The organism is Vibrio sp. Sgm 5 (assembly GCF_026241575.1).
Classification (GTDB): Bacteria; Pseudomonadota; Gammaproteobacteria; order Enterobacterales; family Vibrionaceae; genus Vibrio; species Vibrio jasicida.
In genome coordinates this window covers 25060-40885 of sequence record NZ_JAPHPY010000028.1, presented here as the reverse complement: position 1 = coordinate 40885, position 15826 = coordinate 25060, and the positions used below count along the sequence as shown (strand labels likewise).

The 15826-nt window shown below is 46.6% G+C and carries 14 protein-coding genes; 7 read left to right on the top strand and 7 right to left on the bottom strand.

What is annotated here, in order from left to right:
• Positions 1 to 3: 3 nt before the first annotated feature.
• Genes OQJ86_RS15895 through OQJ86_RS15880 form a run of 4 tightly spaced genes read left to right on the top strand, consistent with a single transcriptional unit; the run spans position 4 to position 5291 of the window.
• Entirely contained in the window at positions 4 to 2469 is a 2466-nt protein-coding gene (locus OQJ86_RS15895) for a fimbria/pilus outer membrane usher protein (protein WP_265988350.1), read from the top strand.
• A 17-nt stretch (positions 2470 to 2486) separates the two neighbouring features.
• Entirely contained in the window at positions 2487 to 3245 is a 759-nt protein-coding gene (locus OQJ86_RS15890) for a molecular chaperone (protein ID WP_045410784.1), read from the top strand.
• Positions 3245 to 4285 (top strand): adhesin, encoded by a 1041-nt coding sequence (locus tag OQJ86_RS15885; protein ID WP_045410782.1) that lies wholly within the window; start codon positions 3245 to 3247, stop codon positions 4283 to 4285. Before OQJ86_RS15890 ends, OQJ86_RS15885 begins: the two co-directional genes overlap by 1 nt.
• Before the next feature lie 10 nt (positions 4286 to 4295).
• Positions 4296 to 5291 (top strand): OmpA family protein, encoded by a 996-nt coding sequence (locus OQJ86_RS15880; RefSeq protein WP_265988348.1) that lies wholly within the window; start codon positions 4296 to 4298, stop codon positions 5289 to 5291.
• Between the two features lie 116 nt (positions 5292 to 5407).
• Here OQJ86_RS15880 and OQJ86_RS15875 read toward each other — a convergent pair whose 3' ends face one another.
• From OQJ86_RS15875 to OQJ86_RS15865, 3 genes are all read right to left on the bottom strand, one after another.
• A complete protein-coding gene (locus OQJ86_RS15875) occupies positions 5408 to 5794 on the bottom strand; it encodes a DUF2541 family protein (protein ID WP_005434277.1) in 387 nt (128 codons plus the stop codon).
• Positions 5795 to 6016: 222 nt separating this feature from the next.
• On the bottom strand, positions 6017 to 6448 hold the full coding sequence (locus tag OQJ86_RS15870) for a bactofilin family protein (protein ID WP_104034847.1): 432 nt from the start codon (positions 6446 to 6448) through the stop codon (positions 6017 to 6019).
• Positions 6352 to 7305 (bottom strand): M23 family metallopeptidase, encoded by a 954-nt coding sequence (locus OQJ86_RS15865; RefSeq protein WP_104034846.1) that lies wholly within the window; start codon positions 7303 to 7305, stop codon positions 6352 to 6354. The genes OQJ86_RS15870 and OQJ86_RS15865 overlap by 97 nt, the downstream gene beginning before the upstream one ends.
• A gap of 457 nt (positions 7306 to 7762) precedes the next feature.
• On the opposite strand from OQJ86_RS15865, the gene OQJ86_RS15860 reads away from it, so the two are divergent.
• From OQJ86_RS15860 to OQJ86_RS15850, 3 genes are all read left to right on the top strand, one after another.
• Positions 7763 to 9496, top strand: coding sequence for a hypothetical protein (locus tag OQJ86_RS15860; RefSeq protein ID WP_265988347.1), 1734 nt, complete (start codon positions 7763 to 7765; stop codon positions 9494 to 9496).
• Positions 9497 to 9742: 246 nt separating this feature from the next.
• Complete coding sequence (locus OQJ86_RS15855) at positions 9743 to 10756, top strand: HlyD family secretion protein (RefSeq protein ID WP_265988346.1); 1014 nt, start codon at positions 9743 to 9745, stop codon at positions 10754 to 10756.
• A 5-nt stretch (positions 10757 to 10761) separates the two neighbouring features.
• Complete coding sequence (locus OQJ86_RS15850; RefSeq protein WP_265988345.1) at positions 10762 to 12294, top strand: MFS transporter; 1533 nt, start codon at positions 10762 to 10764, stop codon at positions 12292 to 12294.
• Between the two features lie 104 nt (positions 12295 to 12398).
• On the opposite strand, the gene OQJ86_RS15845 is transcribed toward OQJ86_RS15850, so the two are convergent.
• The 4 genes from OQJ86_RS15845 to OQJ86_RS15830 form a co-directional block, all read right to left on the bottom strand.
• Positions 12399 to 13001, bottom strand: coding sequence for a TetR/AcrR family transcriptional regulator (locus OQJ86_RS15845; RefSeq protein WP_265988344.1), 603 nt, complete (start codon positions 12999 to 13001; stop codon positions 12399 to 12401).
• Positions 13002 to 13145: 144 nt separating this feature from the next.
• Positions 13146 to 13907, bottom strand: coding sequence for an ABC transporter ATP-binding protein (locus tag OQJ86_RS15840; RefSeq protein WP_005449633.1), 762 nt, complete (start codon positions 13905 to 13907; stop codon positions 13146 to 13148).
• 11 nt (positions 13908 to 13918) lie between these two features.
• Positions 13919 to 14869, bottom strand: coding sequence for an iron chelate uptake ABC transporter family permease subunit (locus tag OQJ86_RS15835; RefSeq protein WP_104037048.1), 951 nt, complete (start codon positions 14867 to 14869; stop codon positions 13919 to 13921).
• Positions 14862 to 15818, bottom strand: coding sequence for an ABC transporter permease (locus tag OQJ86_RS15830; RefSeq protein WP_265988343.1), 957 nt, complete (start codon positions 15816 to 15818; stop codon positions 14862 to 14864). The genes OQJ86_RS15835 and OQJ86_RS15830 overlap by 8 nt, the downstream gene beginning before the upstream one ends.
• Between the last annotated feature and the right edge of the window lie 8 nt (positions 15819 to 15826).

The window sequence follows — 15826 nt, the reverse complement described above, 5'->3', positions numbered from 1 at the left end:
AAAATGCGTCGTCATTTACTCGGTTTAATAATTGTACTTTCCTTTCCTTCTTTTTCTTACGCGACCAGCTTCAATGATTATTTTATAAGAAGTAAAAATAGTGTCGATTTAAGCAAATTCTCGAATGCGAACTTTGTGGAAGACGGTAAATATGAGCTAGAGGTTTATATTAATGGGGAGTTCTTAACCAAAGAAAATATTGTATTTAATAACAATAAACCCTGCATTTCTGATGCATTAATGGACAGCCTTCCTCTTAGCGAGCGTGGTTATAAAGTCTACAAAGAAAACGCGATCTCAGTTGATGGTGGCGTGTGTTATCAGTTTGACGATGTTGGCTACACCAAAGTCACGTCCGATCTCGGTAAAGCACGTTTAGACATCACGACGCCGCAAGAATACATCGCCAATGAGTACAAATATGGCTTTGTGCCTGATCGTTTATGGGACGATGGCATCGCCGCGCTCTATCTGGATTACAACGTTAACTATTTTTCTAGCCAACAAGACGATGAAAACGGTTGGAATGACGATCTATCCACCTATGGCATTGTTGGGCTAAATGCCGGAGCGTTTCGCTTTCGAGCAAATTACCAAGCATCTAACAACTACTCGGGTGACTTTACTTCATTGTATGGCTACGCGCCGATCCGCAGCATTAAATCGAAATTGACGTTCGGTAATACCCAGTTTGGCTCGGACGTGTACGATTCGTTCCAAATGACGGGTGTTCGCCTGCAAAGCGATGACCAAATGCTGCCATCGAACTTGCGCGGTTACTCGCCAGTGGTCTCTGGCACGGTCAATACCAATGCGGTGATCACCATTCGCCAGCAAGGCAACGTACTTAAAGTAGTGAATGTGAATGCGGGGCCGTATCTGATTGATGACCTGTCACAAGCGTCTCAAGGTACGTTGGATGTTGAGGTCAAACAAGCTGACGGGACGATTCAACGTTACCAAGTGAACGGTGCAGATGTGCTGTACCTAACGCGACCTAATCACGTGCGTTATAGCGTTTCAGCGGGCATACCGGACAGTGATGCTTATGAGCACACGCCAGAGTTTTTCTCCGCCGAAGCGTCCTATGGTGTCAACAACTACCTGTCGTTGTTCTCTGCAACGCTGCTCTCTGAAGATTACCAATCTTACACTTTCGGTAGTGGTATTAACCTGAATTACTTCGGGGCGGCTTCATTCGATATTTCTTCTGCACAGGCGAAATTAGGCGACGACACGGATGCCTCTGGCTTGTCTTATGGCTTTACTTACAACAACACGCTGACCGACTTTGGCTTGGGCTTACGTGTGGCAGGCTACCGTTTTTCGGAAGAGCAATATTACGAATTTGATGAGTATTTGAAGTCTTATGATGACCGCACTTCTTCCATCGTCTATGCCGCGAACAACAACCGCAAAGATGAAAAATATATTGCACTAACCCAGAGCTTTGGCTCGACCAGTGCGTATTTGTCTTACACCTCAAACAACTATTGGGACAATCGCCGCGACAGTTCTCGTTACGACGTCAATATTTCGCATCCGTTGAAGATCAACGGGATCGATCTCTACTTAACGATGAACCTGTACAAGTCGAACGATTCATACATTAGTTACGACTACGAGTCGGGCATTAATGAATACTCGCCAAGCATTGACGAAAAAGGCTGGTCATTGGGGATCTCTATTCCTATCGGTGGCAGCAACACTGTCTCAGTTCAAACTAATTCACGCAGTGGCGACTACTCTCAAAACCTTGCCTACTCGGGATACAACAATGATGACGGTTCTAACTATCGCGTTGCTTACGATGTTTACGAAGGGGAATCCAACGGCGTAAGTGGCAACTACAATCGTGATTTCTCATTCATGTCGACGTCTGTGGGTGGCAGTTACAAAACCAACTCGTACAGCCAAGTAAACGCCAATGCGATGGGGACAGTGCTGCTTTCAAAACATGGCTTGGCATACAGCGCACTTAACTCGGGTACGTCGCGCATTCTTATCGACTCGAATGTACCAGACGTCACCATTAACGGCAGCAACAACGAAGAGACCAATGCGTTTGGCTTGGCGCTGATCAATGGCGTGACGCCTTATCAAAAGAGCTACAACACCATCGATTACAAATCACTACCTGATGATGTTGAGGTGCTCGGCAGCGTTAAGAGCATGGTGCTGACCGAAGGTGCGATCGGCTATCAAAAAATTAAGGCCCGCCAAGGCAGCAACTTTATGGCGCGCTTGCAAGGCGAACAAGACATTCCGTTTGGCGCATTGGTGTTTGACGACGAACTCAATCAAGAGATTGGCATTGTTGGGCAAGACTCAACGGCTTATCTGGTCGGCGTCAATCTCGATTCAAAAATCAGTGTGAGCTGGGGGGATAACCAAAGCTGCCACTTAATCATCGATGACTCAATTCTAAACAGTAAAGAAGTCATCCGTTCCGTTCATTGTGATAATTAATCAGTAGTTGAGAAGTTATGAAAAAATCAATTCTAGCCGTCATGTGTTGTTTGATGGTCTCGGCATCGGCGAATGCGGCATTGGCTTTAGACCGAACTCGTGTGGTTTATGAAGGTAACTCAAAGGTAGAGACCGTCAAAATCAAGAATCCCGCTGACATTCCATTCTTGGCGCAATCTTGGTTGACGGACATGGACGGAAAGGATGTAGAAGACAAATTCATCGTTGTTCCACCTGTGTTGAGAATCGAGAGTAAAGATTACGCCATGTTGCGCATCAAATCTCTGCCAACGGCTTCCCAACTGCCGCAAGACAGGGAAACAGCTTACTTCTTACATGTTCGCGAAGTGCCGCCTTCGGAGCATGACAAGCATGATGATGCTGTTGCAGAGACCGCCAGTGGTTCTATCCAAATCGCAATTGAATCGGTGATCAAATTTTTCTATCGACCTTCCAGTTTGGACAAGATTAAGCGTGTCGATAAAGCGGTGGCGAGTGCGACCAAAATTAAGCGCACGGGCAGCAATAAGATCTTGGTAGAAAACGGTTCGCCATTTTACGTGACTTACTCTGAGTTGATGGTGGGGAAAGCGAAGAAAGACGCGACGGGTTTCACCCCTGTGATGCTTGCGCCGTTCACCAGCAGAACGTTGAAAGTAGAAAAAAGCGACCGATACACGTTAAGCCACATCAATGATTATGGTGCCACGGTGAGCAACACCTATTTCTGCAATTCAAAAAACATTTGCACTGCCAAAGACGAAAGTGAGGGGTAATGATGAGAGCGTTATTTCTAACTCTTTGTTTGCTCGTTACGGGGCTTTCAATTGCTCCCAATGCGTGGGCATTAGCCTGCTACAGCACAGAAGCTGGTGGTAGTTTTGGTGGCAGTGGTCCTGGCGGTGTAAGCAGTTTCTACATTGACCCTTCTGCATCGGTACCCATTGATGCGCCTGATGGGCAAGTGGTATGGCGTGGTCCCTCTCAAACGGTGAATGTTACTTGCTATAAAGATGCGACGAATTTCCCTCACTTGAAGGATTTCCCCGAACAAGTGTTCTTTTGGCCCGGTAAAACGGGTGATACCGTCGTCCCGAATATTCCCGGTATTAAGGTGGGGTTTCGATATGAAGGCCGAGATATTTATGGCGTAAAAACCGCAGTTGATGGCTTCAGGGTTCCTCAGTGTAGTGCTAGTGAAGACAACAACGCTTGTGAGTCACGCACTAAAACATCCAAAACCATTACATACCAGCCCATCATTGTTACGGGGCCGGGGGACTTCTCTGGATATAGCGCGCCGGTCAACATTTTCCAGTTAGATGGGGAGTTGGGCTACAACGGGGCGTATGCGAACTATCGCAGTGTGATTCAGAACATGGATATTCTTAAGCCTTCTAAATGTTTGGTTGAGCTGGAGATCAAGAACAACAACATCGACTACGGGCGCATTGGTGTGGACGATATTGTGCAAACCGAGCCTCGCCCTCTCACTATTATCGTTCGCAACTTAAAGTACGGTGCCGATTGTCCATCCGTTAAGCTACGTGGCTATTTTGATAATGTTCGAGACCTGAACAACCGATCTTACGTCCCTGTTTTTGACGAAAGCGGTACGGAAATCAAATCCTACGGCATCAAGCTTTACACTCCGAGTGGTGAAGAAGTGCAACTTAATGAGCCTGTCGGTGATGGTTACGAAGTAGAGCAAGTCGGCTATGACCGTTACTTCGCCAAACTGGTGCCTTTCGACCCTGCCAACATTAAGAAAGGGAAGTTCGAGGGAATGGTGGTGTACACCGTTTCTTACTTATAGGAGAAGGCTTGTGAATTACAAACAAATGATTTTGTTCGCGATTTCTGTTTTTGCTCTCTCCCCAGTTTTGGCACAAGAGGCTCAGCAAGTCGACGAACCCGAGAAAGGCGTTATCGATACTTTGGTATCCAATGGATTGTATTTTCAAGTGGGAGGGGGACTCGCTCAATTTAAAGACGATCCTTACAAGCACGATAACGACATTACCAGTTTGAAGTACAGCTTAGGTATCTCGACGCAGCCTTTTGATTATGAGTTAGGTTATCGCAGCTTATCGGACGGCAATGGTTTTGACATGAAAGGTTTGGACATTCTCGCCAAACACAAATGGTCACTGTGGCGCGATGGTGGTTTGTTTGCTGGTGTGGGTGGGTACATCTACAACGCCGACATGGACAAGCCACAGTTGGATTCACCGACAGAAACTAGCGGCGTGGCACCGTATCTGTCGTTGGGTGGCTACTATGCCTTAAGTGAGTACATCGACGTCTCGTTGCAATTTGACAATCTGTTTAATGTCAGTGTGCTCGATCAGTACTACGACAAAAAAGACACCAAACAGTTGCGTCAGGTTAACTTGTCTTTGGTGCTTCATCCGTGGTCGAGCAGCAGTTACGATCCGCAACCTATTGAGTACATAGAAGATGCGCCAGAAGAGCAAACCGTGATTCTAGCGGAGAACAGTCCGGTTTATAGCTACGACGATGCAGCGCTCAACCCACAGATGGAAGCTCAATTGATGCAATTGGCCAGTCGAATTACTGAGTTGGAAAGCTATGAAGTGGTGGTAACAGGAGGGGCCGATAGTAAGCCAGCTTATCTGGAATACAACAATCACTTAGCGAGAGAGCGAGCAAAAGTCGTGGCGGATTTCTTGATTTTACATGGCGTGAAAGCGGACAACATTCGTCTTGAGACGTCAGTCATCGAACAAGAACATCGCGAGCAAGCCGCGCGTAAAGTGGAAATTACGGTCAATGGAACCGAATTGGTGGAGCCAGAATAAGAGCTTTCTTCGTTTCTGACCAAAAATAAAAATCCCTCGCCAATCGACGAGGGATTTTTGTATTCGTAGAGAGGAGGTTAATTCTCATCCCTTTTGAATGTCGAGATCAGTAACGATTAATCGTTCTTCTCTTTACCGTAAACGCGTACGCCCGCTTTAGAGCCTTCTGAGTTACCGTACACTTCGATGTTTTTCACACAGCGACGGTAACCGAAGTAACGCCAGTCGGTCATCTTGTCTTTCTTTAGATCACGGTGGAAGCGAATGGTTTTCTCGTCACCGTTTTGGAATCGCACAACGACCTTTCTTAGTTCTAGGTCTTTCTCTGCTTTCACTTTGATCGCGTTGGTGTTGCGGCAAATCACCATTGGGATTTTTGCAGCTAGGTTACCGTGCTCAAGCAAGATAGTACGACCTAAAGTGAATTTATCGTCTGCGTGTGCAGGAGCGATAAGTGTTGTTGCAGCCAATGCTGCCGTGATAATAGCGGTATAAATTCTCATTTAAAAAATCACCAAAACACAGGAGCGCGAATCATAGTCGAGAGGAATGAAAAACAGCTAGCAATATTTTCTGATGTGGATGAAGTTTCACAATTCGCTGACTTTAGGCGAAGAAAGCAACAACTGTGTTAAGGAAAGGGCTAATTTCCCTCGCAACTTAGTCGGATCAAAAAAGAACCTGTTTTAAAGAGCACCAATTTGTGCCCTTTCATTTTGCTGCAATCATGCGCTTTTGCGAGCTTGTGACTTATCGGTTTTATTGGTTTCAGTGGACTTTTCTTTCAGCGTCACCACTTCTTTTTCTGGGAGTTCTGCGGCCTCTCCGAAGAACTTACCACCCGCTTCGATACTCAAGTTGTTGCTCCAGATTTTGCCACTGACACGGCCTTTTGCTAGCACCTGGATGTGTTCTGCATGGCAGTTACCATCAAGTAGGCCATTGACGATCAGTTGTTTAGCGTAGATGTCGCCTTTAACACGGCCGCTTTCTGCGACGACCAATGTGCCCTCGACGTGCAATTGGCCTTCGATAATGCCATCAACCTGAATATCGCTTTCTACTTTGAGTTCTCCGCTAACAGAACAGCCTTTGGCGATGAGAGTTGAAGCTGATGAGCCACTCGCTGTTCCACGGTTTTGATTAAAGATTCCCATCGTATTCTTCGCTCCTTGGTAAAGATGTCTTCAAAATTATTGAGGTTCCAATCCACGAATGGCCTTGGGTTTACGGCTCTTCCAATAAATCTCACTTCATAATGAAGGTGAGGACCAGAAGAGAGCCCGGTGTTACCAGATATGGCGATGAGCTGGCCTTTTTTGACGAACTCACCGGTTTTGACTTTGAACTCTTTCAAGTGGGCATAAGCGCTCGAAAAGCCAAAGGAATGCTGTATACGCAGTAAGTTTCCATACCCTTTACTACTTCGGCGTGTGGTCTCTATTACGCCATCAGCAGAGGCATACACTTTGGTACCAGTGTTAACCGCAAAATCTAATCCTCGGTGCATTTTTGTTTTTTTGGTAACCGGATGAACGCGCTTGCCAAACCCCGATGAAAGCCGTGCTTTACCGACTGGAGAGCCGTTGGGGATTTGGTTGAGCATCACCATTCGAACATTGGATGTGATAGCGGCGGTATCAAAGCGCGCATCCAAACTCTCAGTGTTGGATTCGTTGGCGACACCGAGCACTTTCTCCAATTCGCCCAAACGCTCCGAGACCAATTGAACGCGCTCTTCTCGCTCCGAGAGGTCATTCTCTAGCTCTGATTTCAGAGCCTTTAGCTCACTTAATTCCTGACCCATACTACGCGATTGCTCGGTTAACTTTGCTTGCTCAAGTGCGGCGTCATCGACCTGAGAATAAAGATGATTGATCAAGATAGCGGTTGCGGTTAATCCCAAAATAAATGCCACCAAGCCCGTTTTAAAGTTGCGCTGCATGGTTTTGCTGAAGTACCAATGCTTAGAACCATTGATGTTGGAGATAGAGATAGTCAGCTGATCTTTCATGGTGATTAATGGCGCGATAGATGTTCAACATTCGTTATTGATAGCTCTGACTGTAAGTAAAAGTACGACCGTCTTCTAGAGGAGGAATCGACGAAAATGTCAGGTCGTGAGCTGTTTTCAGACAATAGAGAAAAATCGGCAATTGGATTTAATATTGCGTGGATTTTGGCCGGTAGGGTATAGCATTTATGAAATTTTATTGAGTAAGTTGCTAATAGTGTGGTTTCGCAGTTTAACCGACTTCACGGTTCATCTTATAAATGTTGGATATCTTAAGAAATTGGCATTCAGCAAATTGATAACTTTGTTTGGGGGTTTATGATGGCGTTGCACGCAAATTAACGTCTGAGTTCCCGAATGGTGATTCTCATCCTTTATGGCGTTCATTAAAGGCTTAATGCTCACTCAAACCTACTGATTGGTTTGAGGAAATAAAACCAAGACAACGGAGTTGGTCGTGAAAAAATTATTATTAGCTACTGCAGTGGTCGCAGCAGCCGGTGGTGCCGCATATGTGTACCAAAACAATCTTGCCCAAGGTGAATCTTCAAGCTCGCTACTTGCTCAAGTTCCAGCTGATACCTTGTTGATCACTTACCAAACAGAACCTTTCAATCACTTCGAGTACATGAACGCTTTCGGTACATCACAGCAGCCACCTATGTCGGAGTTGTTCGCGGAAGAAGAGCTGACGTCTGGTCTCAAGTTTGCCGTCAATTTCTTAGATGCGTACATGGCAGCAGCCTCTTCCCCTGAGAATTTAAAAGCCTTCTTAGGTACCGGTGATATGGTCAACCCAATCATGTACACCCTAGGTCTTGTACCTGTTTATAAAGTGCAGTTGGAGAACCCTGCAGCGCTTTGGAAAACACTGGATGAGCAAGAGCAACTTGCTGGCATCCAACATGAACTTGTGAAGCTAGATACGGTGGAGTTCCGCCGCTACGAGTTGACAGATTCGCAAGATCCACAACTGGGCATTGGTCTTGCGGTGGGAGTGGTTAATAACGTACTTACCGTGACTTTCGACATTCCAGAGCTGGGTGTTGAGAACCCACTTAAATTGGCTTTTGGTCTTGAATCTCCAAAGAGCAGCATTGTCGATTCTGGCCGTCTAGAGGCAGTGCAAACTAAGTACGGAATGAACAACAACTCGTTTGGGATTTTCGACATTCGAGAAATCATTAAAGGTCTAACGACACTTGATGGCAACAGAATGGCACGCCAACTTAAGAATGTCGATTCTGACACGACTTTAGAGCAACTGCGTTCTCCGGCGTGTCACACTGAGTTCACTCAAATCGCTGAAAACTGGCCACAAATGGTCGCGTTTGCCGAGTACAGTGCGGGTGACGACAAAGCTCGCCTCAACGGTAGTTTTGTTGTTGAATCGAAGAACCAAGTGATCCTTGAGGCGCTGAAATCTATGCGTGGCGTACTGGCAGAATCCAACGGTGAAAAAAGCATGTTTAGTGTGGCATTAGGCCTAGACGTTGCTACGTTGGCGCCTGCGATTGGTAAGATCTGGACAGATTTAACCACGCCAGAATACCAATGTTCAATCCTAGCGCAAGCGCAAAATGACATGCGTGGCCAAAACCCAGCTCCGGCGATCAGCATGGGCGCGGGTATGGCAAATGGCTTAAAAGGTTTAAGCATGGAAATGTTCGGTCTTGATGTGAACATGAATGGCCAGTACGGACCTGAGCTAGGTCAGTTGGATGCGATCTTCTCTATCTCAGCAGATGATCCAAACATGTTGCTGCAAACGGCACAAATGTTTATTCCTGAGTTGGCACAGATTCAGATCCAACCGGACAACCAACCGGTGAACATCGGTGGTCTGATTGAACCATACGCAGGTAAGCCGATGGACGTGTTTGCTCGTCTAAACGGTAGCCACCTGACGCTTTACAGCGGTGATGCATCAGCAGCAGCGAGTGAGAAAGTCATGGCTCAGCCGCTAACGGCAAATGGTCTATTGAGCTTCACTATGGATTCGGACCGCGTACTGGAAGTGATTGAAACAGCATCGGAAGTGTCTGGTGAGCCAGTACCAGAAGACGTGAAGATGAGCCTACAAGGTGAGCTTATCGGTGGTATGGCTTTGGACGTAACCAAAGATGGCATTGCGTTTGACTTCGATTACACAAGCTCAACCAAGCCACAAGTGAAGGTAGCGCAGCAATAAGCGTGACTCACCGGCTTCAATCTCGAAGCATTTCTTCATAATCAAAAGGCGACTTCAGTGTCGCCTTTTTTGTTTTTCTCGCGACAGCCCTTCAATGTCTTCTCTTTCATTCAAAAGTAACCTTCAAATAAGATCTAAAAAAATCAGTGGGATGGATCTTTTCTTCTTATCAATGATCAAATGTATCTTTACTAAAACTGTACGGTACAGTACAGTTTGTAAAAATCATTAAGTTGGGTTTCAAAAATGAAGAAGAAAGTCATTGCGTTGTCGCTTGTTATTGGTTCGTTAGTCGCTGCAGGTTGTGCGTTATACCAACCTAATACGGTGACCACCGATAACGCTTATGTTCACTCGGATGTGACGGCGATTTCTCCGGAAGTCGGTGGGCAGGTAAGCCAACTTTTTGTCGAAGATAACCAGTGGGTCAGCAAAGGTGCGCCACTGTTTTCGATTGATGATGAAGATTTCATTGCCAACCAAGAAATCGCGAAGTCAGCGTTAGATGTCGCAAAGGCTGCACTGACGGCAAACCAAACCAAAACCGAAATGCAGCTGGTAAAGATCGAGCAGGCGAAACAGGGCATTCACAGCGCAAATGCTAACGCGGAACATCAAGCGGCGGAGTTCAAACGTCTTTCACGCTTGGTACAAAAACAGTCGGTGAGTAAGAACCAATTTGAAGCGCAAAGAACGCGTTCTATTGAAGCAAGCAGCAATCTTGAAACTGCCAAGCTAGCACTAGCCGCTGAACAGAAGCAGCTCGATGCGCTAGTAACAGAAAAGATGCAGTTAACCGCGCAACGCAAGCAAGCAGAAGCGAACTTGAGACTGGTAAATATCGCCCTTGAGCGAACCATCGTTCGAGCGCCATTTGATGGTTATGTGGCAGACAGACAAGTGCAAGTAGGTAAGTTTGTTCAACCGGGTATGGGGTTGATCGTGATGGTGCCGGATTACGTTTGGATAGAGGCAAACTTCAAAGAGACTCAATTGGAAAACGTTGCACAAGGGCAAGATGTAGAAGTGGTGTTAGACATGTTCCCTGATCATCCGTTGCATGGTCGTGTATCTTCAATTACCCCTGCAACAGGCGCGCAGTTTAGTCTGTTGCCACCGCAAAATGCGACCGGTAATTTTGTGAAAGTAGTACAGCGCGTGCCAGTGCGTATTGAGTTGGATATCCCACAAGAGCTGAAACAGCGCATCTACCCTGGCTTGTCGGCTGAAGTGTCGATTGAGACCGCAACGCAAGGTTAATCGTCATGAAAACACGTTCACCATTGCTGATTTTCGCGCTGTTTGCCATTGCGGCTTTTGGGATCAATTCGGTGATGTTTACTGAGTTGTCCCACGAGATGGCAGCCGCAACCGGTTTATCCGTAGATGAAGTCGAGCTAGTGAAAATCGGCTTTATGATCACTCAAGTGTTGGGGTTTATGTTTACCCCTATCTTGGTGCGTAAGCTTGGTACGTCACTGCCATTACACTCTGCATTGCTGGTGGGTTTGGGAACGAACCTTGCGCTCTATTGGACTGGTCAGCATGCGCTGCTATTCACGCTAACTTGGTTAGTAAGCGGCTTTTTCATGAGCATGTTGTTGGTGGTGGTGAACCTTTATCTACTCAATACCTTTGAGCAGCGCTGGTTGCCTGCAATTATTGCGCTGACACTGATCTTCTCAACACTGTTACCAATGGGCGCTTATCCGTGGTTGGTGGCTGAGATTGTCGAAGTGTTTGACTGGTCGTTTCTGAATGTTGCCTCGGCTTGGTTGTACTTTTCGGCTCTAGTGATGATCGGCGTATACAAACTTCAGGCGATTGAGATTGAAACCAAGCCAAAGTCTTCAGGTTCGGTGTACCTCGTACTCGCGTTAACGATGAGTTTGGTGGTGTTCCTACTAATGCGCGGCAGCTACTACAACTGGTTGGATTCAAACTGGTTTGTACAGGCTTCTTCTGTCGCTGCGGCACTGGTTTTGTTGGCGGTGTATCAGTTGGTGAAAACGCGCCAATTGGATACTGCGTCGATGCAATTGCACGGTAAGTTAAAGACCAACGTGTTTATGTATAACGCCTTTCTTGCGGGCTTTGCCGTGATGGCAAGTACGGTGCTGTTTGCCAACTTCCTAAAAATGGCGATGCACTATAACAGCCTCAATGCGGGCTATGCACAGTTGCCATCGTTTTACGCCATGTTGGTTGGCATGCTGGTCAGTGTGTTGGTGTATTACTTCCGCCGTCCGCTGGCGGATGCAGTGGTACCTTTTGGCGTGCTGATGATCTTATTGTCGGTGCACGAGTTCAGCCAATTACCAAGCTTTGTTGGTACAGAGTCACTACCCATCCCAATGCTGTTACGTGGTTTTGGTGTTGGCTTGTTGAATGTGTCGGTGACGATTGCGGTGTTGATGTACTTCCAAGTAGGACAGCGTTTAGAAGGCATTGCTAACTTCTATCTGTTCCGAACCATGGGCGGGGTGATTGGCGGGGCGTTTTTCTCTCGTGTGATTCAAAGCCACAGCGCGCAAGCATCGGGCGAAATCGGTCGCACTCTGGACGGTTCAAACCATGTATTTGCGGCTTACGAACAAGCATTGAGCAGCGCGATTCTGACTCATGGCCGCTTACCTAATCCGGCACTCGGCATGAGCCAGATTAGTGCGGTTGTGAAAGAGCAAGCGACGACATTAGCTCTGAGTAATTCGTTGGTGATGTTTATTGTCTCTATTTTTGCGCTTGCGCCAATCTTATTGATTGGTAAGAAGCTAGCCGCAAAACAAGAAGCGCACTGAGGTTATGTAAATAGAACAAATAGCTAGCCAAGCAACCCGGTAACTAAGCCGTAAAAGAACAAAGGGAGCCAATGTGCTCCCTTTGTTTTTTAGTTTTGAGGTTCTTATCGCTGATAAAGTTTAAGGAACGCCGCCACCGCTTTTTGTGTGTGCGAATCCAATTCTTCATCGCTTAAGAAATCAAAGCCCATCAGTGCCATGTTCTGGTGATCCATTTTGATCAGCGCGAGTAGCTGACCACAAGCTAAATCGGCATCGTCGATGTTAAGCTGCTGGCTGATGGTGTCGGTTTTTAAAAACTCAATTAAGTATTGATGAATGCGCTGAGGCCCGGTTTGCCAAAACTGATTTGGAACCGAGTCATGTTTGTTGAAGTCGGCAGAGATGATGCGATAAAGCGATAGGATTGGGTTAGAGCAAATGCCGCGTAGATACTTCTTCGCGAAGTCTTCTAAGGTTTCTCTGAGTGGTTCATTCTGTTTATCAGCAAGCTGGAAAACGGACTCTAGGCTGATCTTGGTGTTATGCGCGAGCACTTCAACAAACAACCCTTCTTTGTTGGAAAAGTAACGATACAGGGTCTGTTTTGAACCACCACAAATTGCAACGATTTGATCGAGTGACGTGTCCTTGTAACCCTGTTCAATAAACAGCTCGGTTGCCACTTCGATGATTCGAGTTCTTTTCTTTTCAGTAGATGCGCGCATAACTAAATCAGCCTAAATAAAACTGTTCAGTACAGTATCATTATTGCCGTCGAGACACACCGATTTTCCGTGTTTACCGCTTCTTCATTGACCAAAATTAAAAAAGGCGACACGAGGCCGCCTTTGGAATCAGATTGGGTTACGTTAACGTCGGTAGTACAACGAAATGCGGTTGCCGTTAATCTCTTGCACGATAAATGGAATCTCGTAAATATCGCTCAGCACTTCGGCATCAATCACTTCTTCAACCAAGCCTGCTTTGATGACTTCACCAAGTTTCATCGCTACGATGTGGTCAGAGTAACAAGACGCAAAGTTGATGTCGTGAATTACGATTACTACGGCTTTGTTCTTCATTTCCGCTAGCTTGCGAAGCGTACTCATGATGTCGACGGAGTGTTTGATGTCGAGGTTATTCAGCGGCTCGTCCAAGAAGATGTAGTCGGTATCTTGCGCTACCACCATAGCAATAAACGCCATTTGACGCTGACCGCCCGATAGTTGGTCGATAAAGCGATCTTTCAAATGGTCGATTTCCAGATGCTGCATCGATTCATCAATGATGCGGTGATCTTCTTCTGTCAGACGACCTTGCGAGTAAGGGAAGCGACCAAACGCCACTAAATCACGTACCGTAAAGCGCATGTTGATGTTGTTTGACTGACGCAGCACTGATAGGCGCTTTGCCAAGTCTTCGGTGTTCCATTGGTCAAGCGGCTTATCACCAATCACGACGCTACCAGCATCGCTTTCTGTTAGTCGGCTCGCCATAGATAGCAAGGTACTTTTACCCGCGCCGTTCGGACCAATAATGCTGGTTACTTTGCCAAGTGGAAAAAGGGCATCGGCGTTTTTTACCACGTATTTTTCGTTGTATTTTTTGCTAAGACCTTGAATACGGATCATGTGATAAACCCTTAATCGAATTTGTTTTTCATAAGCAGAAGCAAGAAGTAGCCCCCGCCGATAAAGTTGATAATAACGCTGATGGTGGTGTCGAAATCGAACAGGTTTTCGACCACCCATTGACCGCCGGACAGCAGCACAACCGACAAGACTGAGCTCGCCACAATCAATAAGCGATGCTGATAGCCAGTGAAAATTTGGCGAGCCAGAGCCACAACAATCAGACCAAAGAACAGAATTGGACCAATCAAAGCGGTCGAGATAGACACCATCAAAGTGATGATGAACATGACTTGCATGGTCAGTTTGTGGGTATCCACACCTAGGCTTTTCGCGTTATCGACACCAAGCCACATTACGTCTAATTTATGGGCAATACGCATTAGGTACGCACCACACAGCAGCATCGGAACCACACACCAGTACACCAATTCACTGTTGATGTTGTTGAAGCTCGCGAACATCGAACTTTGGATGAAGGTGAACTCATCTGGGTCGGTGATCATGGTGAAGAAGCCGGTGACGCTATTGAACAAGCTGCTCAGTACGATACCAATCAACAACAAGGTGAAGATGTTGCGCTGACGACCACGGAAATAGAAGCTGAACAAAGTCATCGCACACACAATCATGATGCCGGTCGACAGTACGAAGTTGAGTTTGCTGTTGATAACCAAAGCACTCAAGCCACCAAACATCACCACAAGCAGCACTTGAATCATCACGTACAAAGAGTCAAAACCCAGAATCGAAGGGGTGAGGATTCGGTTGTTGGTGATGGTCTGGAAAATCAATGACGAAGATGCAATCGCCATTGCTGCCAAGACAATCGCCAGTACTTTCGGGATGCGGCGTGACAAGAAGAACTGGTAGTTATCTGGCGTTAAGCCTTTACCGATGAACACCGCACAAATCAAAACCGCCGCGATTGCCAGCAGCGTTACTTTCATTGAATCACGCATTTGATTTGTCTCTCAGAACTAGGTAAATGAAGATTGAGCCACCCAAGATGCTGATGATCATCGAAATTGGAATCTCGTAAGGGAAGATAATGAGGCGACCGAGGATGTCGCAAGTAAGCACCAAAATCACACCTGCATATGCCGTCCAAGGTAAGTTGCGACGCATGTTGTCACCAATGAACAGCGATACTAGGTTTGGTACGATAAGCCCAAGAAACGGAATCATACCAACGATCATCACCACCGATGACGACAGCACAGCCACAAGAATGACACCGACCAATACGATGCGTTGGTAGTTCAAACCAATGTTTTTTGCGAAGCTCTCGCCCACACTCGCCGCACTAAAGCGGTTGGCGTAAGCGTAAGCCAGAACCGAGACTGGCAGAGCGAGATACAAGAACTCGTAGTTACCGCGCAATACCGATGCGAAGTTAGCCACCGTCCAAGAACCAAGGGTCTGTACTAGATCGTATTTGTAGGCAATAAAGGTGGTCATGGACGAAACCACGTTGCCGTACATGATGCCTATCAGTGGGACGAGCACGGTGTTCTTAAACTTCAATCGTTGCAAGAAGCGCACGAAGATCACCGTACCAATCACAGAGAACGCGAAGATGGTGATCAGGTGTACCCAACTGCTCATGTCTGCAAACAGAATCAGCGCGACGATATAGCCGAACATTGCCCAATCGACCGTACCCGTGGTGGACGGGGCAGCAAAGCGGTTTAGTACGATCTGCTGCATGATCAAACCTGCGATACTTAAGCCTGCGCCAGCTAAGACGATGGCCAACAAGCGGGGTAATCGGCTAACCAGCAAGATGTTCAAACTGTGGCTGTCACCGGCCAAAATCTGCGAGAGAGAAACGTTCGCCACCCCAACCAGCAAAGAGGCGCAGGCGAGTACGACGAGTAATAAAAAAGCCAAGATATGATGTAATTTCATGGTGTATT